At 69.0% G+C, this 23771-nt stretch carries 18 protein-coding genes; 8 read left to right on the top strand and 10 right to left on the bottom strand.

What is annotated here, in order from left to right; genetic code table 11:
- Window positions 1-16 precede the first annotated feature (16 nt).
- From ACFVYR_RS31925 to ACFVYR_RS31910, 4 genes are all read right to left on the bottom strand, one after another.
- Window positions 17-1486 (bottom strand): oxygenase MpaB family protein, encoded by a 1470-nt coding sequence (locus ACFVYR_RS31925; RefSeq protein ID WP_384259433.1) that lies wholly within the window; start codon window positions 1484-1486, stop codon window positions 17-19.
- On the bottom strand, window positions 1486-2193 hold the full coding sequence (gene uppS, locus ACFVYR_RS31920) for a polyprenyl diphosphate synthase (protein WP_384259435.1): 708 nt from the start codon (window positions 2191-2193) through the stop codon (window positions 1486-1488). Before uppS ends, ACFVYR_RS31925 begins: the two co-directional genes overlap by 1 nt.
- A gap of 313 nt (window positions 2194-2506) precedes the next feature.
- Window positions 2507-4417: a flavin monoamine oxidase family protein gene (locus ACFVYR_RS31915; protein ID WP_384259438.1), complete on the bottom strand. Its 1911-nt coding sequence runs from the start codon at window positions 4415-4417 to the stop codon at window positions 2507-2509.
- 158 nt (window positions 4418-4575) lie between these two features.
- Complete coding sequence (locus ACFVYR_RS31910) at window positions 4576-6444, bottom strand: potassium transporter TrkA (protein ID WP_384259441.1); 1869 nt, start codon at window positions 6442-6444, stop codon at window positions 4576-4578.
- Window positions 6445-6849: 405 nt separating this feature from the next.
- On the opposite strand from ACFVYR_RS31910, the gene ACFVYR_RS31905 reads away from it, so the two are divergent.
- Together ACFVYR_RS31905 and ACFVYR_RS31900 are read left to right on the top strand one after the other, a co-directional pair.
- Window positions 6850-8262 carry a hypothetical protein gene (locus ACFVYR_RS31905; protein WP_384259444.1) on the top strand — a complete coding sequence of 471 codons (1413 nt, stop codon included), beginning with the start codon at window positions 6850-6852 and terminating at the stop codon, window positions 8260-8262.
- 45 nt (window positions 8263-8307) lie between these two features.
- Complete coding sequence (locus tag ACFVYR_RS31900) at window positions 8308-9054, top strand: hypothetical protein (RefSeq protein ID WP_384259447.1); 747 nt, start codon at window positions 8308-8310, stop codon at window positions 9052-9054.
- A gap of 203 nt (window positions 9055-9257) precedes the next feature.
- On the opposite strand, the gene ACFVYR_RS31895 is transcribed toward ACFVYR_RS31900, so the two are convergent.
- Window positions 9258-9980, bottom strand: a complete 723-nt coding sequence (locus ACFVYR_RS31895) for a DUF4386 domain-containing protein (RefSeq protein WP_384259450.1) — start codon at window positions 9978-9980, stop codon at window positions 9258-9260.
- The gene (locus tag ACFVYR_RS31890) at window positions 9977-10612 is read right to left on the bottom strand and encodes a DUF4386 domain-containing protein (protein ID WP_384259453.1); all 636 of its coding nucleotides are present in this window, start codon (window positions 10610-10612) and stop codon (window positions 9977-9979) included. Before ACFVYR_RS31890 ends, ACFVYR_RS31895 begins: the two co-directional genes overlap by 4 nt.
- Window positions 10613-10883: 271 nt before the next feature.
- Here ACFVYR_RS31890 and ACFVYR_RS31885 point away from each other — a divergent pair, with 271 nt between their 5' ends.
- The gene (locus ACFVYR_RS31885) at window positions 10884-11396 is read left to right on the top strand and encodes a cupin domain-containing protein (protein ID WP_384259455.1); all 513 of its coding nucleotides are present in this window, start codon (window positions 10884-10886) and stop codon (window positions 11394-11396) included.
- A gap of 586 nt (window positions 11397-11982) precedes the next feature.
- Here ACFVYR_RS31885 and ACFVYR_RS31880 read toward each other — a convergent pair.
- Window positions 11983-12456, bottom strand: a complete 474-nt coding sequence (locus ACFVYR_RS31880) for a MarR family winged helix-turn-helix transcriptional regulator (protein ID WP_384259518.1) — start codon at window positions 12454-12456, stop codon at window positions 11983-11985.
- Between the two features lie 112 nt (window positions 12457-12568).
- Here ACFVYR_RS31880 and ACFVYR_RS31875 point away from each other — a divergent pair, with 112 nt between their 5' ends.
- Window positions 12569-14119, top strand: a complete 1551-nt coding sequence (locus tag ACFVYR_RS31875; RefSeq protein WP_384259456.1) for an MFS transporter — start codon at window positions 12569-12571, stop codon at window positions 14117-14119.
- Window positions 14120-14257: 138 nt separating this feature from the next.
- Window positions 14258-14677 carry an SgcJ/EcaC family oxidoreductase gene (locus tag ACFVYR_RS31870; RefSeq protein ID WP_384259459.1) on the top strand — a complete coding sequence of 140 codons (420 nt, stop codon included), beginning with the start codon at window positions 14258-14260 and terminating at the stop codon, window positions 14675-14677.
- Window positions 14678-15289: 612 nt separating this feature from the next.
- Here the strand turns inward: ACFVYR_RS31870 and ACFVYR_RS31865 are convergent.
- Window positions 15290-17566, bottom strand: a complete 2277-nt coding sequence (locus ACFVYR_RS31865; RefSeq protein ID WP_384259461.1) for a hypothetical protein — start codon at window positions 17564-17566, stop codon at window positions 15290-15292.
- A gap of 181 nt (window positions 17567-17747) precedes the next feature.
- Between ACFVYR_RS31865 and ACFVYR_RS31860 the strand changes: the two genes are divergently transcribed.
- Window positions 17748-18095, top strand: a complete 348-nt coding sequence (locus ACFVYR_RS31860) for a GntR family transcriptional regulator (protein ID WP_384259464.1) — start codon at window positions 17748-17750, stop codon at window positions 18093-18095.
- Window positions 18092-19069 (top strand): DUF1648 domain-containing protein, encoded by a 978-nt coding sequence (locus ACFVYR_RS31855; RefSeq protein WP_384259466.1) that lies wholly within the window; start codon window positions 18092-18094, stop codon window positions 19067-19069. The genes ACFVYR_RS31860 and ACFVYR_RS31855 overlap by 4 nt, the downstream gene beginning before the upstream one ends.
- A 160-nt stretch (window positions 19070-19229) precedes the next feature.
- On the opposite strand, the gene ACFVYR_RS31850 is transcribed toward ACFVYR_RS31855, so the two are convergent.
- Entirely contained in the window at window positions 19230-19946 is a 717-nt protein-coding gene (locus ACFVYR_RS31850) for an MIP family channel protein (RefSeq protein WP_384259468.1), read from the bottom strand.
- A gap of 339 nt (window positions 19947-20285) precedes the next feature.
- On the opposite strand from ACFVYR_RS31850, the gene ACFVYR_RS31845 reads away from it, so the two are divergent.
- A complete protein-coding gene (locus ACFVYR_RS31845) occupies window positions 20286-21533 on the top strand; it encodes a hypothetical protein (RefSeq protein WP_384259521.1) in 1248 nt (415 codons plus the stop codon).
- Between the two features lie 51 nt (window positions 21534-21584).
- Here the strand turns inward: ACFVYR_RS31845 and ACFVYR_RS31840 are convergent, their stop codons facing one another.
- Window positions 21585-23672 (bottom strand): transglycosylase domain-containing protein, encoded by a 2088-nt coding sequence (locus ACFVYR_RS31840; RefSeq protein WP_384259471.1) that lies wholly within the window; start codon window positions 23670-23672, stop codon window positions 21585-21587.
- Window positions 23673-23771: the final 99 nt, after the last annotated feature.

Here is a 23771-nt window from a genome sequence, read left to right as displayed (position 1 = left end):
ACTCGTCGGTCGGACCTCATGCGTCGGTGAGGACGGGGTCGTACGGACTGCCCGTGCGGCGACCCGACATGAAGGAGAGGAAGTCGCCTACGAAGGCGCTCCGACCGCAGGCGCCGTCGGTGATGGTGAGGTCGCGGTGGAAGGCGGTGCGGAAGAGGGTCCGATACTCGTCGGCGTCGATGGTTCCGCTGCTGTCCTTGTCGGTTGCGTCGAAGAGCACCTCGGCGACGCGGATGAGCGCAGGTCCGGCGAGGGAGGGGATGGCGGCGGCGTACTCGTCGGCGCTGACACGGCCGTCACCGTCGGTGTCGAGGTCGGCTTGGAGCTCGCGCCACCAGGCGGCGAAGGCGTCGTAGAGGCGGGTCTCCTCCGGCTCGTCCAGGTCGAGGCGAGTGGAGAGTTCGCGGGCCATGGCGGCCAGGTCGGGCCAGTCGATGTGACCGTCGCCGGTCTGGTCGAGCACCCTGCGGAAGAACTCTTCCGCCGAGCGTCGTACTGCACCGGCGCCCGTCGAAGCCTCCGGGGCGGGATTGCTGTCGGTGTCGCCGCCCAATGGTGTGAGAAGTCGGAGCAGGGCTGACGCCCGTTTCATGCGGGCGTGCAGCGCGGCCACAGTCCGGGCGCGGGGGTCGTCGCTGTCGGGCGTGAGGGAGAGGACTTCGGTGATGCTCTCGGCGTTGATCCAGCCCTGGGGCAGGAAGCGGGTGAGCCCGGCGGCGCAGTAGGCGCCTTGCATGAGGGTGTGGGCGCCGGGCATCTCGGGCAGGCCTGCCCGGCGCCGGTAGGGCTCGGGCAGCGAGGCGACGGTGATCGCGCCGAGCAGCGGGCCGACGACGGCGCGGCCGGCCGCCCACAGTGTCGGGGCGCCATCCAGCAGTGCCGGGGCGGGCAGATGGTCGAAGAGGTGGTAGAGGATGATGCGGGCGGCTTCGGTGTTCTCCAGTTCGTTTGTGACGACCCGGTCGAAGTACCGCCAGAAGTCGGTGAGTGCTTCGGGGAGTTCTGCGGCATCACCATCGAGCGCTGCAAGAAACATGCGGTACTCGGCGTACATGCGCTCCATGGTGTCCTGGTCGAGCGGCTGGCCGCTGAGTCGATACATGGTGACGGTGCTCTCGAAGAGGGTGGCGACCACCCAGGCCCGAGTCGGGCGGTCCATCGCGTCGTAGGCACGGCCGCGGGAATCCGTACCGCTCATGCGGGCGTGCAGCCGGTTGAGCCGGGCAGTTTCCCGTTCGCGTGCCGCTGGGTCGCCGCCGAACATGCGCCGCATGCTGACGGAGGTGTTGCGCAGTCGGCGCCAAGGGTGGGCGACGAAGGTGGAATTGTCGACGAGGGCGGCGCCAATCTGTGGATGGGCGGCTTCCAGCACGGTGGCGCGGATGATGGCCAGCGCCCAGCGCGGGTCGTCGAAGAAGGAGCCGAACCGTGATTGCGGGCCGAACAGGGGCTCTTCGTCGACCATTCCCGTACTTTCGACGGTCATCATGGGTCTCCGTTCGTCCGGGGCGGCACACCGCCGAAGCGGCGGTCGCGGTGCCGGTAGGCATGCAGGCAGGTGAGGAAATCTGAGGCCCTGAAGTCCGGCCAGAGCGCTTCGGGGAAGATCCACTCGGCGTAGGCGACCTGCCAGAGCATGAAGTTGGAGATGCGCTGCTCGCCGGAGGTGCGGATGACCAGATCCACATCGGGGGTGTCGGGGAACGGCAGGTGGGCTGCGAAGAGCCGCTCGGTCACCTCGTCGGCAGACGTCTTGCTGCGGATCAGCGACCGTGCGGCCTCGACGATGTCCTGGCGCCCACCGTGGTCGAAAGCGACCGTCAGTGTCATCCCCTGGTTGTCGGTGGTCAGCGCCGCCAGGTCCTCGAAGTCCTGGGTCAGTTCACGGGGGATGCGTGGGTCCGAGACTCCGAGGAAGCGGCAGCGGATGCCGCGTGCGAGCAACAGCGGTGCGTGCTTGCGCACCACCCGCCGCACCAAACGCATCAGGAAGTCGACCTCAGCGCCGGGGCGACTCCAGTTCTCGGTGGAGAAGGCGTACAGGCTCAGCCACCCGACGCCCGCAGCCCGCGCCGCCTCGATGATGTCGATGACCGTGGTCTCTGCGGCCCGGTGCCCCGCGATGCGGGGAAGTGCACGCCGTTGCGCCCAACGGCCGTTACCGTCCATCACACAAGCCACGTGTCGCGGCATCGCACGTGGCGGCCCCTCGCCCCGCCGCTGCTCGCCGGGTCCGTCGCCGTGGTGCCGTTCGGCCGGCCGGTCTTCCGCTGCCGCGTGTGCGTGCGAGACGCCGTGGCTCGTCGCTCCTGGCTCCGAACCGTCCAGAGTGACACGACCGGCCGCACCGCCCTCGACCACGCCCACCCCGACTCCCCCGCCCCGCCTCCGCGCACGCCCCACCGGCGCGTTCCCTTCCGGGAGTCTGGCAGCGCGAAAGGGCCTGGCCGAGCGGAACAGGTAACCGTCACCCATGGTTCGTACGTCCGAGTCACGGCGTCCGCTGTCATCCGGTGTGGACTTCCAGTGCCGTGCGGACCGCGGATTCGAGGGCCCCTTCAATCCATGCGGGCTTGAGGGAGGTGTGACAGCCCGCGAAGTGCAATGGGCCTTCGGAGGCAGGGATGTCGGGGAAGAGTTCGGTGTGCTGACCGGGAAGCAGGACGGATGCTTCTCCGTAGGCGTAGGGGTCGCGCATCCATGACTGGGTGCGGCCCTTGCCCGTGTAGAAGATTTCGGTGCGCTGGCCGTACACCTCCTGAACACCGGTGAGTGCCAGGGGGTATCGCTCCTCGTCGTCGTAGGCGTCCCACTTCAGGGCGTCGTCGGACCAACTGTAGGAGGCGAGCAGAACTCCCCCGGGGCTGCCGGGAACGGGGTGGGAGGGTTCATAGATGAAGCGGTTGGGATTGTCGGTGATCGAGCCGCCGCCGATGACCCGCGCCGCCTCGGGCTGGTCCGGCTGGGAGGCACGGTGTGCTGCGTAGTGGATGCGCTGGCGCTCGGGGACCTGGCCGTCGGGGACGGAGGGGTGGGCGCCGAGCAACGAGCCGTCCGTAGGCGCTTTCCCGGCACGGTATGCCTCGTACAGACCGGGGTGTACGGCGTCGAGTTCGCGTTTCCAGTCCTGTTCGGTGAACTCCCACCAGCGGCGTGAGAACTCCAGGAGCACCTTCGTGGCCGCGTCGTAGTGGATTTCGATGATGGCACGCCGTTTCCGGTAGGAGATGGCGGGCGTGAAGGTGACGTGGCGCAGTCCGGCGAAGGGCACGGTGATGATCGCCTCGTCGCCGGTGAACTCTTCGGTCACGGGCTGGCTCGCGCGGCTTTCGGAGACGGTGTGCACGGTGACGCCATTGCCGGGCCGGTGTTCGATGCGCACGGCGCGCCGGTCCAGGTGCACGAGATCGCCCACCCGTTCGTAGAGGGCGTCGGCGAGAGTGGCGGTGCCTCCGGGCAGCTCGTAGAAGGCGGTGCTCGGGCTGATCAGGGCCGCGGAGAGGAAGCTGTGGAGGAAGGAGAGATGCAGGCGTGAGGTGAGGTTCTGGACGGTACCGATCAGGTCGATGGTGTTCTCGTCGAGTCCAGCTCGTTCCTTGAGGTAGCGGTACATCGACCAGTGCCCGTACGTGTGGAGCACGCTCGCCCAGCCCTCGACGAGGGCGCGGCCTCTCTTGCCGTCGACCAGTGCCCGTGCCGGTGCCAGTGCCGCGCGCAGCAGGTCGGCAGCCGGGGTGTTCTCGTGCCGCGCGGGGACCCCGAAGGAGCGGTTGATCCGCCGGGGTCTGGCCTGGTAGTCGGCGCGGCGGGCCCGGATGCCGTTGACGTGGATCCATGTGCGGTTCGCGGGTCTTCCCGAGGCGTCGACGTCGATGAGGTGGAAACGGCGACGCTCGAGGCCGAGTGCTTCCATCAGCCCGGTGACCAGGGGATGGCTGTCGGGGATTCGCATCGCTCCGGCCTCCGCGTACTGAGCGGGGTCGGCGAACGGCTGCTCGGCGTTCTCATGGCCGCCGGTGCGGAAGGTCTTGATGCGCCCGCCCACCCGGTTGGCGTTGGCTTCGAGCACGGTGACGTCGTGCCCGGCCTCGCGCAGCAGGTGGGCGGCCACCATGCCGGCCGGACCGGCCCCGATGACCAGGACCTTCTTGCTCTCGCGCCCGCGGGGCAGGCCCTCGCCGAGCAGGATGTCGGTGTACGCGGGAGTGAGGGGCCGGTTGTTCTCGTCGAGGACGAGGATGGCCCGGGCGACTGCCAGGCAGGTCTGCCAGTCGGCGCCCCTGTCCGATGCGTTGGGCGCCGTCGGCGCGAGAGCGGACGCAGCGGCCGCCTGGGGGGCGGAGGCTACGAGGCCGGCGGTCAGGGTGGTGCTGCCGGCCGCGGCCATGAGGGAGCGTCTGGAAGGCTGTGCGTTCATGGTCACAGCCTCGCGCGGCGACCGTGTTGTCCTGGCCGGGACACCACACCAAAGAGCGCGGGTCACCCGGTCGGCCATACGCCCTTCTCCTCAGGCCCCGGCTCCGGCTCCAACTCCGGCTCCGCCTCTGGGTCTGGGCAACTTGCTGCCCGCCGCGCTCAGGGTTCGTCGCGTGTTCCTGCCGACAGGACGATGATCTGATCGTCCTTGGTGTAGCTGACGCGTTCCGCCTTGTCGGGGTTGATCAGTACCCCGTAGTCGGGCGGGAGTTGGGCACGGCCGTGGATCCGGTGGCCGATGGCGATCTCACCGCACCGGGAGGCCGCAGTGGTCACCGTGTAGAAGTCGGTGTCCACCCCGGTCCGTACATAGCCGGCCATGGGGCGCAGGCTGATCTGGACGCCCTGCGGTCCGAACAGCTCGTCGAAGATCTGGCCCAGATGGGGATTCTCGGAGAGCTGTGCAAGGCACAGGCTCACCAGCTCGCTGCTCACGATGAAATCGTCCGCCTTCGCCGCCCGGGCCAGGGCGCGGTTGCGGTCGTCGGCGATCTCCGTGACGAGGGAGAAATCGTGGGAGTGCCGAGCTGCCAGATCGCGTAGCTTCAGCAAGGTGGTGAGAGTGCGGGCATCCGAGTCGCGCGGGTCCCGTTCATTCGGGCAGATGACCATGACGTGGTCGTAGGCACCCAGGTCGACGGACTCCAGCACCTCACGACGGGTGGTGTCGGCTTGGCGGAAGGACACCTCCGGGACACCCTCGCCAGCGCCTGTGAGCACTCTCTCGGCGCCGGTGAGGTCTGTGTCGGCGATCACGTCCACCCGGGACCCGGCAGGAAGTTGCGCCTGGAGCTGGCGGACGATGTGAGGCGCGTGTCGACTCCAGCCGATCATCAGAACCGGGCGGCCCGGCCGCGCGGGAACACCGGGTGGTGAGATCGCCGTCTCGTCGACGACCGGCACCGTTTCGGACAGGAGCACTGTGCCGTCGTCCTCGCTGATGGCGACGATCTGGTCCTGTGCGCGGAGCACCGTGTCGTGGGGAGGGTTGAGCCGTACGCGGCCGGACGCGTCCATCAACCCGATCACGCACGAGGTTCCGTAGGCCATCAGTGCCTCACCGAAGGTCCGTCCGACCAGCTCGGGCTGCGGCTGCATGTAGATCTCATCGCCTTCGAAGTCCAACAGGTCGGTATAGACCGCGGACAGCCCGCATTGAAGGCCCATCTGCACCATCAACCGGGAGATGAACCCCTGAGCGCTGATGACATGACAGGTGGCGCCGCCGGCCAGTCGCGCCACGGACAGGTTCTGCGCGTCCTGGACGCTGGCCACGATCACCGGAGCGCTCTGCCCATTCCGCCCCCGGCCCCGCGGAGTCCGGCTGCTCCCCACGGCCAGCAGTGACTTGACGACCGCGATGTCAGGATCGTCGCCTTCCGGCGGGATCACGATGATCGAGCGTGCGCTCGACGGATTGACGATCGCGATGTCGACCGGGTCGGTGGGGTCACCGCTGCGGCACACAACCCTGGTGGTGGCGGTATTCCCCACCCGTTCCCGGATCGCGGCTTCCATCTCCGGACGGTCCTTCTCCGCGAGGATGGTCACGCACGCACGGCGCTGGTTGCGATTGGCCTCCACCAGCTCGGAGAGCACGGTATAGACGTGCGGAGACCAGCCCAGCACGACCGTGTGCCCGCTCTCGACCACGACCGAACGGCCGCGGCGCAAGCGGGCCAGCTGGTTCTGGAGCCCCGCGCTGATCACCGGAATCAGCGTGCTCATCAGGAAGATGCCGCCGAAAGCCATCAGCACCGCAGCGGCCAGGAACGGAGTCGACCCCCTGTCCCTGGCGACCACCGCTGGGCTGATGACCCGCAGGAAACCGGACCATAGCCACGACTTGCCATCCTCCGAAGGCGCCTCCGCGGGAGCGAGCAACAGCAACAGCGCCCCGTTGAGCAACACGAGTACACAGCAGGCAACAGCCAGTACGCCGATGAGTGCCGGCGTCCCGCGCGCCATGACATTGTCGAACCTGTACCGCAACCGCTGAAGCAACATCGCCCCCCTGACCTCGGCCCCGGCCCGCGTCCCTTCCGCCACCCGAGCTCAGTCCAGCTTGCTCCCCACTCCGAGGGTTGATCATTCGGCGTGGGCACGATCGCCCGGTCAGACCACTTCGTTCATCCATCCGCCCCACGCCGACCACCGAGAGGCCGAGCGCGTGGCGCCCTGTGGGAGTGGCAGTGGCGGAAGGGCGCGCCGGGCGGCAGGCGTCAGGGCGCTGCTCGCGGGGCTCGCGGTGGGGTCCGCCGCGCCGATCAGGTAAGACCCGCACGAGACCATGAGGGTGATTATCACACCGCAACGGACACGGAAGGCGCGTTCCGTTCCATGTGAAATGTGGTCCTCGTCGAGCATGGCGGCATGCGTATCCGCTGGAAGAAGGGGTTCATGTGGCTTTTCCACGTAGCCGCACTGCTGATTCTGGCCTGCGCTGTCATGGTGCCCGGTGGAGGGCACGCAAAGGCCGACGGTGCGGGCAACGGTGGCCTGGCACTGCAAGTGACCGTCAACTCCCGGCCCGGCGCCGGGGCACTCAATCCCGGCATCCGGGTCGGTGACCCCGTGCACAAGGTCTACCGCCTGCTCAACCGCACGGGAGCCGACCTGTTGAACGTGCGGGTGACCGACCCCGCCCTCCCCCGGGGCGTGGCCGTCAACTGCGGAGGACGCGGCACGGTGGCGATGCTGCGTGGTCTCAGCTCGGCCACGTGCGCGGCCGAGACACCGGCCAGGCCGGGCGTCCAGGCTGCGGACGTCACCGCCGTCGGCGATGTCCGCGCCTCGAACACGGAGTCCCGGGCCCGCGCACGGGCGGGGTACCGGGGGGTCGGAGGAGCCCTGGCCCTCGTCCAGACGGTCGAGGTGGCTCCGCAACAGGGCGTCCTCCACTACACCGTCACGAACCGGGGGGACCTGACCGTTCACCAGGTCCGCGTAAGCGACGCGCTGCCGGAGGCGAAGGTCATCGACTGCGGGGCCGGCCACCCGGTGGTGCCGCAGATCGCTCCCGGGCGCTCCGCGTCATGCCGGTCCATCGCTCATGCGGCACCGGGCACCTATGAGAGCAGGGGCTTCGCCGAAGGCAACGACCTCACCCGAACGCTAGGACGTACCGGCGCGTTGGTCCCTCCCCCGCGCCTCACGGCGCACTCCTCGGTGCGGTTCACCCTGCAGGCCGCACCTGTTCGGCCTCCGCCACCCCCTCCCCCTGCGCGCGGAGCCCGGGTCGGACAGCGGACCGCTCCTCCTCCCCCTGGCGCGCGGCCTGCCCCCGTGGCGCCCGCGCCCGGCCCGCTCCCCATTCGCCCGGAGGCCCGGCTCGCGCCGCCGCGTCTCCTCATCGCGCCCCCGGGGATCCCGCTCACCCCGCCAGGCCTCTTCCTCGCCCCACCAGGGACCCCGCCTGCGCCACGAGATCCCTTCCCCGCACCCCCAGGGGCGGCCCCGCTCGCGCCACCGGGCCTCTTCCCGGCGGCCCCGGAGGCCCCGGCGGCCCCGGAAGCCCCCCTCGCCCCACCGGCTCTCCCGCGACCTCCAGCCACGGCAGTCCGGCCGCCCCTCCTGGAAGCGGTGGTCCCGCCGCCGCTCCTGGACCCGGATACCTCCATCGTGACACCGGTGCGTCCCCCACAAGCCGTCCAAGATGTGGAGCTCCTGGACCGCCTCTATCGTCCAGGACACGGGCCCACCGGGACCGGCCTGGTGGCCATCCTGTTTCTCGTGGTGTTTCCGGCGGTCCTGGCAGCCGTCCTGCTCCGCTCGCGTCCGAAGTGACGTACGGACACCCCGGTAGCCGCACCGTACGCAGAAGGAGCACTCATGACCGAAACGATCGCGCTGGTCCTGGGTGTGTCCATGCTCGCGGCCGCGGGCGTGCTCCTGCGCCACCGCTACTGGCCGAACACCGACGCCGAACCGCGGGAGGACGTGGCCGAGTACATCGCGATGATGGTCGGCGTCCTGTACGCGTTGCTGCTGGGGCTGTCGCTGGTGTCTGTCTGGGAGGGCAGGTCCAGCGCGGAGGAGCACGTCCAGAACGAGGCGAACGCGGCCCACGAGATCTACCAGCTCGCCGACGGCCTGCCCGGGGCCGATGCGGTGCACCTGCGCGAGAGCGTGACGCAGTATGTACACCACGCGGTGCGCACCGAGCTCCCGGCCATGGCGACAGGAGAACCTCCGGGGCAGGAAGGCTGGCGCCTGCTTCAGGACGTGCGCGCTGCGAACCGGGTGCCCGGTGACGCGCAAGCAATGGAGCAGGTCACCATGCGAGAAGTGGTCACCCAGCTCTGGGTGATGGGGGACGCGCGCCGGGGCCGGGAGGCGGACGCACGTAACGGCCTGTCACCGGTCCTGTGGTTCGGCCTGCTGGGCGGCGGGTTGCTCACCATCGCCTTCATGTTCATGTTCGGCATTCAGCGCAGCGTCACCCATGTCGTCATGGTGATGGGTCTCACCGGCCTGATCACCCTGACTGTGCTGCTCATCTACCAGCTGGACCAGCCGTTCACCGGCCCCATGGCAGTCGACTCCTCATCTTTCAACCGGTACTTCCCCAGCGCGTAACCGATGCCTCCGGCCGGCCTCAGGACCGAAACAGCCCACCCACCTGAACGGTCCACCCCGCGATACCGAACGGCCCAGCAGCCGCTGACCTTCGGCTCGGCTGCCACGACTCAAGAGCCATTCGAGTGACACCGCTCGCATCGCTTCGGCCACCGCCGGGCGGCGGTGAGCCGGTGTGACGGGTCCCGCGGCAGAATGTCCCCTCAGGGCGCCGCCTCGGCCTGGATGGGGAGCTGTGAGCCGATGTTCCTGCCTTTGGTCAGGAGCCAGATCATCAGGATGAGTTCGCCTACGCCCGTGAACACGGCCGCCTCGGCCGAGTATCCGGAGGAGAGGAAGGCGCCGAGGCTGTCCACGAGATAGCCGAGCCCCGCGAGGGCCACCAGAAGGCCCAGCACCCGGGGGACGTAGCCCGACCTGAAGGCGAGAAATCCCAGCAGCAGCAGGTGGACGCCGAAGAAGATGAGCCCGGCGTCCCAGATGTCGTGGAAGGCATCGATGCGCATGAGTGCTTCGGTGTTCAGTTGGTCCGCACGGTACGCCCCCAGGGGCCCGGCGTCCTTGGCCGGGGGCAGCGCCCCGATGAGTTGGGTGACGGCGACGAGGAGCACGGCGGCGTAGGCGAGCCTGAACCAGGCCGCGAGCGTCGCGATGTCTTTGTGCGCCGGTTGGAAGAAGACCCGCAGTGCCCAGGCCACCACCACGTCCAGGACAGCGACCAGGAGCAGGGCGACGGCGCCGAGGCGGAACAGTACCTCGGAGGCGCGGATGTCCTGGGCGGTTCGTGCCGCGTCGCCCTCGGTGACAAGGTTCTCCAGCACGCCGAAATTGGCGAATACCGCCAACGGGGCCATGGCCAGGATGCCCGTTCCCGCGACCAGAGCGGCGTCGCGGACCGCCCCCGAGGTCCCGCTGGGCGGGGTCATCCGCGGGCTCCCTCGGGCGTCGGCCGCTCCTCACGACCGGCCGTGCCGGGTCTCGGCACGACGAGGCGGAACCCCTTGAAGATCAGCAGCAGCGGGAGCACCGCTTCGAACAAGCCACCAGGAACGAGGAAGGCCAACGCGGCACCGGAGTTGATGTCCACGAGCCCCAGCAGGTCGCTCACCGCTCCCGCCAGCAGCACGGCATAACCCACGAGTCCGAGTACCGCAAGCCACCGGGCGACCAGCCCGGAACGCAGCAGGAGGCAGGACAGAACCAGACCGCCGGCCCCGGAGACCACGTAGACCAGCAGCTCGTAATCCGACAACTCCTTCTCACTCACGAGGAAATAGCAGCCGAACGCAATGATGGCAGCGCATTCCGCGCACCTGAGAGCCAGATACCCGGCCGCGAGGCGCCGTCCGTGCGGCTGCAGCACGGGCAACAGCACGACGCCGATCCCGGCGACCGCAAGACCCGTGCAACTCTCCAGCAGCACGCCCGCGAGGAGCCTGCCCTCTCCGGAGTCCGTGCCGGAGAAGTAGTCCTCAAGGAGCGAGCTGCCGACGGCAAAGGTGAGCGTCGAGGAGAGGAACAACAACCCCACCAGCACAGCGGTCTTCCTGTACGGCACGCTTGCGCCCCTTCCGCACGCAGCCCACCCGGGGGCCTGGAACATGAGCCGTGCTGCGCCCAGGCCACAAGTCGGCGACCGCGAAGCCATCAAGCGACGGCCCGCTACCCGAGGAGTGTGCTTCTGGCCCCCAACTATCCTCTCCTCGTGGGCATATGCGTCGCCCGCGCGGGAGGAATCATCCCGGGCCTGCCCCCGGTATCGGTCCCGCACTCCGGAGCTGCGGTCATTTTCACCATAGTCACAGGTCAGAGGCCATGGCGAGCACATAGTGGAGTCTGAATTCCGAGCGCCTGTCGCGCCACCACCCCCCGGCCGCCCTCCGGAGCGCCACAGCCACCCACCAGAACAGCGATCCTTCGGTGGGATGCCCAGGCTCGCCTCTACCCACTACCTCGCCACCAACGAGTCGACCGGCGGCGAATTCGGTCTGTACAAGGTGAAGCTGGGTGCACGGTCCGCTGGGGCCAAGACCCACTTCCACAAGGCGATGTCGGAGTCCTTCTACATCCTCTCCGGCGAACTGGAGCTGTACAACGGCGAGAAGTGGGTCACGGGCCGCACGGGCGACTTCCTGTACGTTCCGGTCGGCGGCCTGCACGCCTTCAAAAACGTGACGGACGAGCCTATGTCCATGCTCATGCTCTTCTCCCCAGGCGCCCCACGCGAGGAGTACTTCGAGCGGGTCGCGGAGGTGGCGCAGCGCGGTCGCGAAGAGCTCAAGCAGTTTCGCGTCCGACACGACAGCTACTTCCTGGAAGACTTCGAGCCGGGGAAGGAGTAGCTCGGGGCCGTTGCAGGACCACCACTCCCCCACCGCGATGGCCACTCCAGGGCGAGCCCGGCCTGTACAAGTTCGCCAACGGCGTCAACTGACGGCCGGCGGCCCGGCTGTCTACTCGAGCCCCGCTTTGAGCTTCTCCGGCTCAGACCCGGTGTCCTTGGCGGGCATCTTCCACCGGAATGCCTCGCCCTCTCCGTCGGTGTGGATGAGGGTGCCGCCGCGCTTCGCTGATGTCGAAGGCCTGGCTGCGCGACTGGAAACTGCCGCTCTGGATCGCCCCTGCGTTGGTACAGCCACGCGCGTTCACGTTCGAGGCGCTGAAGCCGTTGTTCTCGGCTGTCTCGCCGTCGGGCGCGATCCACTGCCTCGGCGGGTACGGTCTCCGACGCCGCAGCACCCTGATCGCCTGGGCAAGCCCGGGGAGATCGCCTCCACCGCGCTCTGGCTGCACTCCGACGACGCCGCCTTCACCACCGGCGCCGCCCTCGTCGTAGGCGGCGGCGGCCAGACCGTATGCCCCGCCGGAAACCCCAGGGAAATCCGTCCAGCGTCGGCGAGCCCTCGAGGACGCCGGAGGGACACGGTGTCACCGGCTCCGCTCTGCGAGGTGGGCGTCCATGGTGGCGTTCAGATCGGTCATGAACTGCTCGAACTGCTCCAGAAGCCGCGGCGGGTAGGGGGACATCGCGGCGTCGAGGCGGTGGGCGAGCGGGCCGAAGAACTCGTCCGCCCGCTCCTGGATGTGTGCGCCGCTGCGCAGGGTGACGATGCGTCGGTCGGAGTGCTCGCGGGTGCGGGTGATGTGCCCGGCCGTTTCGAGGCGGTTCAGGAGTGCGGTGGTGGCGCCGGTGGACAGGGAGATCCGCTCGCTCAGCCGGGCCGGTGACAGCGGGGTCCCGCGTTCTTCGGCGGCCGCGATTTCCAGGACCGCGGTCGCGTCGGTGGAGTGCAGGCCCAGCCAGGCGGCGAAGCGCCGACTGAGCTCGGCGTAATGGCCACCGTAGATCCGCAGCCCTTCCATCAGACGCTCGCGCCGCACCGCGACACCGTCGTCGCCCATCGCTTCCTCCACCGGGCCTGCCACCTCTTCTCTCCTCCCGGGCGCCCAGCTGGGCCGCCCGCTTTGACAACCTACCTTCGCCACTTTACCTTCATGGTGGAATTACTTCACCATGGAGGCATCCAGCGTGCGTACCCCGTCCCCCACCCCCGAGACGACCGAGCCCTACCGATGGCGATGGTTGATTCTGGCGGTGATGATCGTCGCGGAGATCATGGATCTCCTGGACGCCTCGATCGTCAACGTCGCCGGACCGGACCTGGAGACTTCCCTCGGTGCCGGATCCGCCGGACTGCAATGGGTGATCGGCGGCTACGCCCTCACCCTGGGCGCCGGCCTCGTGCTCGGCGGCCGACTCGGCGACCGCTACGGCCGACGCCGGATGTTCCTGATCGGCCTGGCGTCCTTCACCGCGAGTTCCCTGCTGTGCGCGAGCGCGCCGAACATCGAGTTGCTGATCGCCTTCCGCCTGCTGCAGGGCACCGCCGGAGCGATGCTGCTGCCCCAGGGGCTGGGTCTGCTGCGGGAGAACTTCTCCGGCCCCGAACTCACCAAGGTCTTCGCGTTCTTCGGACCCGTCCTGGGCCTGGGCGGCATCATCGGCCCGGTCCTCGGCGGCTTCCTCATCGAGGGCGACTTCTCGGGACTGGGCTGGCGGTCGGTGTTCCTGGTCAACCTGCCCATCGGCATCGCTGCGCTGATCGTCGCCGCGAAGTTCGTGCCCAAGAAGGCGGGCGACCGCACGGTACGGGTCGACATGACCGGCGCCGCCCTGATCGTGGCGTCCTGCGCCCTGCTGGTGCTGCCGCTCAACCAGGGGCAGGAGAATGGCTGGCCGTTGTGGACGTGGCTGTCCATGGCCGCCTCAGTGATCGGGTTCACCCTCTTCGCCCTCCAGCAGCGCCGCACCGCTGCCGCGGGCCGCGAGCCGCTGGTGACCCCGGGCCTGCTGCGCAAGCCGGCCTTCACCGTCGGCCTCGGCGGCATCGCCCTGTTCTTCGGCGGGCTCATCGGCACCCAGCTCGTGCTGACCCTGTTCCTCCAGATCGGCCGGCACTTCACCGCCGGTGGCGCGGGATTGGGCAACCTGCCCCTCGCGGTGGGCACCGCGATCGGCGGCGCCGTCAGCGGCGCGTTCCTCGCGGACAAGATCGGCCGCAAGGTGCTCCAGATCGGACCGCTGGTCCAGCTGGCCGGCGCTGCCGTGCTGTGGTTCGAGCTCGACGGCCTCGACGCCGCCTCGTTCTCGATCTGGGACATCGCTCCGGGTGTGGCGGTGGCGGGCGTCGGCGCCGGCATGGTGATCGCCGCCCTGTTCAGCTTCATCCTGGCCGCGGTCGACGACGACGAGATCGGATCCGCCTCCGGCGTCCTGTCGGCGGTCCAGGCGGTGGGCGGCTCCGTCGGCGTCGCGGTCTTCGGCTCGGTCTTCTTCGCCCGGGCCAAGACCGGGGACTTCACCGGCGGCTTCCACCGCGCGCTGATCGTCCAGGCGTGCCTGCTGGTGGTCTTCTTCGCGATCACCTTCCTGCTGCCCAAGAAGGGTCGCTCGGACGACGAGCAGCACGGCATCGCCACCGAGCCCGTCACCGACTCCTACCGGCTGGCGGCCACCCGCGCCGACGCCGAACAACAGGCCGTAGCGCAGCAGGCTGCCGGCTGACTCCCGACCACAGACCAACGCCTGCACCCTCTATCCACGCTTGGACCAGTCCAGCCGTCGGCGCCAACGAGCTGGGGGTCGGCTGACATTTGGTCGGGGCTTGCTCTCAAGTGCGGTTGAGGTTCCATGATGACCGGCATGGAGACGACACTCATTGACCAGCAGACGCAGGAAGCCGAGATTGCAGCGATCAAGCACGTGATCGCCAGGCTTGAGCATTCCCAGCAGAACGAATTGCCCGAGGAGTTCGTCGGCCTGTTCAGAGCCGATGCGATCTGGACGACGCGCCATGGCAAGCGCCTCACCGGTCGTGATGAGATCTCGTCTTTCACTCACCAGGTGCTGCCGGGGGCCATGAAGGACTCGACAGCCACGTACGAGGTGGTGGACGTGCTGTTCATCCGCCCCGACGTCGCCGCGGTCAAGGCACACGCGCAGTACTGGACCCTGGAAGGGGAGCCGATCGGGAACGCGGGCACCCCGCTCTACGTGATGGCCAAAGAGGACGGGCAATGGCGCCTTGTCGCCTGCCAGAACACGGAGGTACTCGCCCAGTGACGGCGAAGGGCCCTACAAGCGGGGCGAGTTGCGAAGCGCGCCTGGGCCCGTGTGGTCTGTTCCCATCCGACGGACCCGACGACGGATTCATGATCAGGCTCTCAGGCTCGTGCGGGGACCGCGTCCGCCCACATGAGCCTCACACCGGCCAGAACTGCAGCAGGAACCGCTCCACCCCATCCGGCACGCCCTGTTCGGCGCTTGCCCAACCTCAGACCAGTCGTCGATGATGTCCTCGTCGGCATCCTGCAGCCAGAGCAAGAACCGCTCAACCAGGACCGCGAACTCCTCGCGATGGACCAACGCCACGTGGCCTCTCCCTCCCACTCGCGTCACTTCCCCGACGACGCTACCTGGGCCGTGATCACTGTGGCAGTCGGTGCTTGGAAAACTCGCTCCCGTCCTCATCCTTCGTCACCCCAGGACCACTCCTCGACGACACCGTCCAAGCGATCGCCGGACTGGCGTCACTTCGGCCAGCGGCCCAAACCGCTGTCGACCCAGAGTTTCACCGGCACCATCCGCCCCGCCCCGGCAGAGCGTCCCACCCAAGGTCTGACACGCAGTCACATCCGGCACTGTGGTGCGGCCGACGTACCGCAGTTGGCCGTTTCAGGGGCGGTGTGGGGGTACGGGCCGGGCCCCGAGGTGGTCCTGGAGTTCGCGGTGCCGGAACTGCCACGCGGTGCCCGCAACTCGCAGGATTCCGGCCTCGTAACAGGCGTCGAGGAAGCGGCCCAGTCGCCAGGGCAGACGCCCCCTCGTGCTCAGCAAGAACGCCAAGTGCCGGAGCGCCGCCGAGCCACCCATGGCTGGTAGTCCGAACGCGAGGAGCCCGACCGGGAGGCCGAACATGAGCCCGATCATGAGCATCCATGCGAGTGTGAACGTGAGCTGGAATCCGGGTGCGTCATCCCCGAGCCCGTGTTCTTTCAGGAAGTCGTAACCCAGCCTGAACCCGAGCCCGTACACAGGCATGGATATGAACCCACAGATGACTACCGACACCAGTACGGACACGAATCCGGCTACCAGGTCGCCGCGAACGAGGTTGCGCGGCTCGATCGCGGTGTCTTCTGTCCTGATCATCAACCCGACCGTGAGGCCGACGCCCACCCCGAAGACACCCGTGAAGACAAGGGTGTTCTGGGCGTGCTCCGAGAAGGAACGCAAGTTCAGCAGTAGGAGAACGATCACGATGCTGACCAGGAGGCCGATCAGGAAACCGACCGCGAGACCAAGTGCGAGGGTGCGTTGCCCCGCCCGGGTCCGAAGACGGCCGATGTCGACGCGGTACGGCCCGGGCCATACCGGACGGTAGATCACCACGAGGGCGAGGGAGAGGAGCACGCACATGCCTGTCAGCACGTTGGAGTGAAAATCAAACAGGAGCTCCAGCGTGAGGGGAAGGGCCTGGGCGAGCGGCGTGACCAGAGCCCGTTCGATCCAGCGTGCCCGGTGGGGGCCTGCCAGGGGCCACAGTTCATGGAGAACCAGATCGGTGCTGCTGAGCGTGCGGCCTGCGACCACGCGCGACGTGCCGCCCTCGGTGCCCGCGTTCGTGTTGAGGTAGCGGGCAAGGACCGAGAGGTGGCGCCACGCGGTGTCGGCCTCCAGTCGGTGCCGGTTCCCGGTGCCGGACATTCCCGGCGCTCGCGGGGAATCGGCCGCGGGGTGCCGGGCGGCCACCGCGGCTCCTACGTAGCAGTCCAGGAGGTACTCGTAGAAGTGCCCATCTGTGGCAAGAGAGAGCATGTCCGCGGGGTCTCGCAGGTACCGCCCGTCAGGAGCGCGCTCCTCGAAGACGGTGGCGGCCAGGGTGAGACGCCAGGGCGTGTCCAAGGTGCGGGCCAGCGCCGCGTGGGCCGGCCGCAGGTCGACGGCTCCGGCGGCTGCCACGGAGTCGAGCGCTTGGAGGACCGGTTGCCAGCGGGCGCGGGCTCGATCGGTGACGGCGACGCGCTGTCGGAGGTATCCGGCCGCGCGTGCCGCGTCGACCCGTGCGAGGGCAAGACGTGCCACGACGCGGGGTTCGCTCTCAGCGTCGACCAATGCCTGGTAGTGGGCATGGCGGCAGGTGAGTACGACGGGACAGTGCGTACCGCCGTCCTCGAAGCTCTCGATGGCGCGGAGAAGCCGGGCCGCTTGAGAGGTGTAGCCGGGTGCCGCGTCGCTGTCCATTTCGTCCAGACCATCGATGACCGGCAGGACGAGATTGGCGTCGATGAGCAGACGGGCGTCGCGGGGTGCGAAGCGGTAGGTGTCGGTGAGATGGGTCCGAAGCCAGTCACGGATTGTCGTGCCGGGCCACGATGCCGCGATCAGGCGGACCGGCACCGGATCGAGGGATGCGCGGGTCTTGGTCAGCCCCAGGATCAGAGCCATGACAAGGACGGTCTTGCCCGTGCCCGCGTCGTCGCCGGGCTGCCCGTCCCCCCGCACCGCGGGTGTGCCGGTGATGACCATTCGCCCCGGTCGCAGGGCACGGTAGTAGTCGCTGATCCCTTCCAGCGTCCCGTCCGGTCGCGTGCCGCTCACGCCGGTAGCCGTCACCGTGAATGCGAGGTCGATCCGCCCGTCGGGGGCCGCGAGTCCGCTGCCCAGCATCTGCCGGTACTGCGCTCCCTCCCCCCGGACCACCAACCGTGTGAGTTCCTCCGCGATCACCGGTGCCGTGCGCTGGGCCCGTAGCCCCCGCACCGCGGCCCACAAGCCCCATACCGCCGTGGTCGCGCCGACGATCGTGAGACCGAAGGACCACACCCCGGCGACGTCGGCAGGGTCATCCGACTGAGCCTGTGCACGCCAGGCCCACCACAACCCGCCCACGCACACCACAACACTGAACACCATCGCCGAGACCCGCCCGGCGCGCCCGCGACGCCACATGGACCCATGATGCCTCGCCTTGCACAGCAAGGGAGTTGAACCCGTGCCGCTTGCCCGAGGGCCCGGTGCGGGCCGGCCTCCTCCGGGCCCCTGGCCGACTCGTCAGTGACCGGGCGCTGTAGCGCGTTCCGCGCTGAGCGCCTACCGGGTCGGACATAATGGTGCTAGTGTCATTAGCATCATGTTGCTGAGACTCAACACCTCGGATCCCCGCCCTCTGCACGAGCAGGTGGCGGGTGCGATCCGTCGTGCCATCGCAGAGGGAGAGTGCAGCCCGGGCGACCGACTGCCCCCGGCTCGTGACCTGTCCCAGGCGCTGGGCGTCAACGCCAACACCGTGTTGCGCGGACTCAGGACCCTGCGGGACGAAGGAGTCCTGGAGTTCAGGCGAGGCCGCGGTGTGACCGTGGCCGACGGCGCCGATCGACGCTCCGTCATGTTGGAGCAGGTACGTGCTCTGGTCGCAGCCGCGGCTCGCGAGGGTTACAGCAAGGCCGACATCATTGAAATGATCAAGGGGGACGTGTGAACGAGCGCGTGAGGCGCGCAAGTGGCACAGCCTGGGCGGGCGCCGGCTGGTGTGCCGGTGTCCTGGCACTGCTGCTGGGCATGCCGCTGGCGGCAAGCGGCCGACTGCCGGACAGACTGGCGACGCATTGGAGTGTGGGCGGGGAGCCCGACGGGTCCATGCCGCTGTGGGCGGCCGCGCTCTTCCCCGCACTGATCTGGCTGGTTCTGGTGCTGGCCGTAGTGTTCTGGGCGAGGCGTTCGAACGGCGCGGCCCGTGGCTGGGCCGGGGTCTCCCTGGCGTCAGGAGGGGTGTTCCTGGTCGGCGGACAGGCCTCTGTCGTGCGTGCCAGTCTGGACCGGTCCGACTGGCACGAGGCCGACTCGGTGACACCTTGGGTGATGGCCGCCATCGCGGTTGCCATCACAGCAGGCGCCTTGGCCTTCCTGGCCACCCACCGCCCCACCGCTGGCCGGCAGCAGACTCCCGGACCCGGCATGAGCATTCCACCGGACCAGCAGCTCGCGTGGTTCTCCCGCACGTCCAACCAGTGGCTCCGCGCGACCGCAGCCGTCACCGGATTCGCCGCGGTGGCCATCGCCGCGGCCGGTGTCGGCGGTCTCATCCCTCTGCACGCAGGGCTGATCACCCCGTTCGCGGTCGTCTCGCTCGCCGTGCTCGGCTGCTCTTCCGTACAGGTACGCGTCAGCAAGCGAGGAATGAAGGTGTCGTTCGGCCCGCTCGGCTGGCCGGCCCGGCACTGGGCCATCCAGGACATAGAGTCCGCCCATGCCGAGCACCGCACTCCCGCACAGGTAGGGGGATGGGGCTACCGGCTGAGCGGCCTGGGCACCACCGTGATGCTGCGCGGCGGGGAGTGCCTGGTCGTGCGGGCCAAGGGCAAGGACTTCGCCGTCAGCGTCGACGACGCCGAACGCGGCGCCGGCCTCCTGAACGCCTTGAGTACGGAGAGGTCGGGCGGGCACCCGGCATGAGCGGGCCGCACCCCTCGACCGTGTGACCCCGAGTTGGCCGCAGAAGTTGGCGAAGGTGCGGGATCCGTACTGGGCTCCGTGGTCGAAGCGGAACACGGCGCTGCCCAAGCGGCCACCCTGGTGCGCATGTGCTCGGCGATGGATCAGCCGACGACCTGGGTCATGTGGCGGACGCCTTGTCGGCGATGACCCGCTCCTCGCCCGCGGGGTGGGTCACGTGGTGCACGAGAGCCGCGATGGCGCCGCCCACCAGGGGGGCCACGATGAACAGCCACAGTTGGGACAGCGCGGCTCCCCCGGCGAACAGGGCGGGGCCCAGGCTCCGGGCGGGGTTGACCGAGGTGCCGGTCAGTGGGATGCCGACGAGGTGGATGACGGCCAGCGCGATGCCGATCGGCAGCCCGTCGAAGCCGGTCACCGCCACCCGGTGCGTCACTCCGAGGACGACGAAGACAAGGAGGAAGGTCAGGACCACTTCCGCGAGGAAGGCCCCGCCCAGGTTGATGCCGACCTCGGAGCGGTCGTCGTAGCCGTTGCTGCCGAATGCCTCGCTCGTCTTCAGGCCCGGCACCTGCTTGGCGAGCAGGAAGAGCAGGGCCGCGCCTGCGACACCGCCGAGGAACTGCGCGATCCAGTAGGTGACGGCGGTGCGGCCGTCGATGCGACGCGCGACGAGCATGCCGAGCGTCACCGCCGGATTGACGTGGCAGCCGGAGATCGGGCCGAGGGTGTATGCGAGGGCCAGCAGCGTGAAGCCGAACGCCAGCGCGATGCCGAGCGTGCCGATGAACTCCGCGCAGAGCACCGCCGACCCCACGGCGAAGAAGACTAGGAGCAACGTCCCGAGGAACTCCGATACCACCGCTCTGATCTGCACAGCGACCACCTCGCAGGCTTGCCGGTCCCCCTCGCCATCGTCTGCCCGCCCGCCTCTTCCCACCTGTTCTGCCGGGGCCGCAGCCCGTTACGTACGCCCATTCGAGTGACGGACCGGCTCCGCAGCCCCCCTGTCGGCGCCAGCGAGGCCTTACAGGCGACCCGGGGTGCGGACAGCCATGCCGTCAGTCCTATATTCATACAAACAATTCACGCGTGGTCCTGCCGCGCTGGACCACGGGGTGGGACCACAGTGATCGAACCCGACGGCACTGAACCCGCCCGGGCCGGGGCCCGTGTTGCCCGCCAGGCGCGTACGAAGGCGCGGCGGCGCAAGCAGATGGCCGTGATCGCGGCCGTGATCGCGCTGGGCGGGGCGGCCACCACGGGGGTCATCGCTCTGGCGGACTCCTCCGGGGACGGGGGCGGCTCCGGGCGCACCGTGTCCGCTGCTTCGGGCAGTGCGGCGCAGAAGGCGCGTGCGGCCAAGCGGGCGAAGAAGCGGGAGAAGAAGTGGGACGGCAAGGTGCGGGTGCTGGGGGACGGCTCCACCTCGTACACCGGACCGCAGCACGGGCAGCTCAAGCCCAAGAAGCTGAAGCCCGGTGAGAAGCCGCCGCAGTTCGTGGTCTTCTCCTGGGACGGCGCGCTGGAGGGCGACGACCGCCGCTTCTCCCACTTCCGCCAAGTGGCGCGGGAGAGCAAGGCTCACATGACGTTCTTCCTCACCGGGATCTACCTCCTGCCGGAGAGCAGGAAGTCGCTCTACCGTCCGCCGCAGCACAACCCGGGGGCGGCCGCCATCTCGTATCCGACCGTTCCGCACATTCAGACCACGTTGGAGCAGCTGCGCGGTGCCTGGAAGGACGGGCACGAGATCGGTTCGCACTTCAACGGGCACTTCTGCGGTGCCAAGGGCGGTGGTGACTGGAGTGTCGGGGAGTGGAAGAGCGAGATCGAGCAGACGTACTCGTTCATGAAGGAGTGGAAGACCAACACCGGGTTCACCAAGGAGGGGCCCCTGCCCTTCGATCCGGACCGGGAAGTGGTCGGCGGCCGTGCGCCCTGTCTGGAGGGGCAGAAGAACCTCCTGGCCGCGGCCAGGCCGTTCGGCTGGCGCTACGACGCGAGTTCGTCGGGCGACTTCCAGATATGGCCGTCCAAGGCCGGGGGCCTGTGGAACTTTCCTCTGCAGCTCCTGCCCCTGGAGGGCAAAGAAGTGCAGGTCCTCTCCATGGACTTCAACTTCCTCTACCACCAGTCCGGTGACAGCACCCAGGGCGACCCGGCGAGGTTCCCGGCGTGGCGGGCGCAGGTTGCCGCGTCGTACATGAACGGGTTCAACCGCGTCTACAACGGCAGCCGGGCGCCGATGTTCATCGGCAACCACTTCGAGGACTGGAACGGCGGCATCTACATGAGCGCCGTCGAGGATGTGGTGCGTAAGGTGTGTCCGCGCAAGGGGGTGCGCTGCGTGTCGTTCCGCGAGTTGGCGGACTGGCTTGATGTCCAGGACCCGAAGGTCCTGGACCGGTTGCGCCTGCTCGACCCGGCGCAGGCACCGAAGTGGAAGTCGCTCATCAGGTAGCGGGGCGGCCTGCGGCACAGTGCCGACGACTGGTCGGCGGCTGATCGGCGGCTAGGTGAGCGCCTCGATGTAGTGGTTCCACAGATCCACCGCCCGTCGGCTGGCGGGTGTGGTGGGAGTGTCGCCGCCCAGCCCCTTGAGCGGCAGGGGCACCAGGTCCTTGAGCGACATGCGGTAGACGACCACAGCCGTGGTCTCGTCGTGGGTGCCTCCCACGAACCAGCCCGCCGTGTTCGCGGTGGTCGTCCCGGTCTTGCCCACGGCGGCGGGGTGTGCCGCGCCCGCCGCCTTGGCCGATCCGTCGGTCATGGTGGCCCGCAGGGCGTCCGTGACCGCCTGGGCGGTCTTCTTCGACATCGCCCGGGCGGGTCGTGGTACGGCGAGCGGCACGGCGTCCCCGGCCCGGGTCACCGAGGACACCGAGTAGGGGTCGGTGTGCATGCCGTGGGCGGCGAAGGTCTGGTAGGCGCCGGCCATCCGGATGGCGCTGGGCGTCGAGTTCTCCCCGAGTGCGTACACGGGGACTCGTTCTCCCAGGCTGGAGGCGAGCAGTCCCGCCCGCAGGGCGTACTTCTCCACCCGGTCCAGGCCGACGTCGAGGCCGAGTTGGAGCAGGGGTGTGTTCACGGAGTCGGCGACAGCCTGGCGCAAGGTCACCTGGCCCCAGTCGCGGCCGCCTTCGTTGCGGCCCTTGACCACCTTGCCGCTGCGGTCCCAGTAGGGCCCCTCCGGCGTCCGTACGGCGATCTTGTCGTCGCCGTCGTAGACGCTGGCCGGGGAGACGGGGGTGCGGCTCCCCTCCCGGGTGCGCTTGACGCCGTCCTCGAGCGCGGCGGCATAGACGAAGGGGGTGAACGCCGAACCGGCTGGAATGGTCGTCGCGTTGGACTGGTTGAAGCCCTGTTTCAGGAAGTCGCGGCCGCCGTAGACGGCCAGCAGCCGGCCGTCCGGGGCCACGCTCGCCGCCCCGATCCTGGCGTGCTGGTCGGTGTCGGGCCGCCGCTCGGCGTCGAAGTCCTTCTCGGCCCGGTGGACGGCGGCGGTCAAGGCCTTGGTGCGGTTGCGGTCGAAGGTCGTGCGGATCTGGTAGCCGCCCAGGTCGAACTCGGCGGCGTTGATGTGCCCGGCTTTGATCGCGTTCCGCTTGGCCAGCTCCACCAGGTACCCGGTCCGCGCGCCGGGGATGTCGCCGGAGCCCGACTTCGTGGGTTCGGGGAACTTCTTGTAGGTGGCCCGCTCGGCCTGGGTGAGGTGGCCGGTTGCCACCATGCGGTCCAGGATCCAGTTCCAGCGTTCGACGGCCCGCGCGTGGTTCTCCTTGCCGAGGGCCGGGTCGTAGAGTCCGGCGCCTTTGAGGAGAGAGGCCAGGAAGGCGCCTTCGCTGGGGTTGAGGCGCGCGACGTCCTTGCCGTAGTAGGCGTGCGAGGCGCGCTGGATGCCGTAGGTGCCCCGCCCGAACCAGCTCGTGTTCAGGTAGTCCTGGAAGATCTTGTCCTTGCTCGTGTGGTTGTCCAGCTTCACGGCGAGCAGGGCTTCGGTGAACTTCCGGGACAGGGTGCGGTCCTGGCTGAGGTAGACGTTCTTCACGTACTGCTGGGTGATGGTCGACCCGCCCTGGGTCTCTCCTCCGGTGAGCGCGGCGGTCGTCGCGCGCAGGACACCGGTCGGTGAGACGCCGGCATCCGAGTAGAAGCTCGCGTTCTCGGCCGCGAGGACGGCGCCCCGGACTTTCGGCGGCACCCTCTTCAGCGGCATCTCCTGCCTGATGACCCAGCCGGTGCGGGCCATGACGCTGCCGTCGGACCAGTAGTACACGTTGTCCTGTTGCGTGGCGAACGAGTTGAGGTCGTCCGGTATGTCCGTGGTGGCGTACGCGATCGTGACGAAGCCGGTCAAGCCGAGGGCCAGGTACAGGAAAGCGCCCAGCCACTGGCGCCACGAAGGCAGCCACCGGCGCCAACCGCTGCGGCCCGGCCGGGGATAGGCCGGACGCAGCCGGCGCAGTTGTCCGCGCGCCCCGGCGAGGGCGCCGGGTATGCCGCCCGTGGTCCGCTGCCCGGACTTCCTGCGCCGGCCGGTCGCCGCGCGGCGCTCCCCCGGTGCCGCCCGCCGTCTCCCGCTGCCGTGACCTGCGGTCATCTTGCGCCCACCCACCCCGTCTGCCTCCTCTGCTGCGCTCTGGCGCTCACATTAGAGGCAGTTGGAGGCGTGCGGCCCGGCCTGCGGGGCCCTGGCTGC

It is taken from the genome of Streptomyces sp. NPDC058284, assembly GCF_042881135.1.
GTDB lineage: Bacteria > Actinomycetota > Actinomycetes > Streptomycetales > Streptomycetaceae > Streptomyces.
The sequence above is the reverse complement of the archived record's forward strand: the minus strand, read 5'-3'. Positions and strand labels throughout refer to the sequence as shown.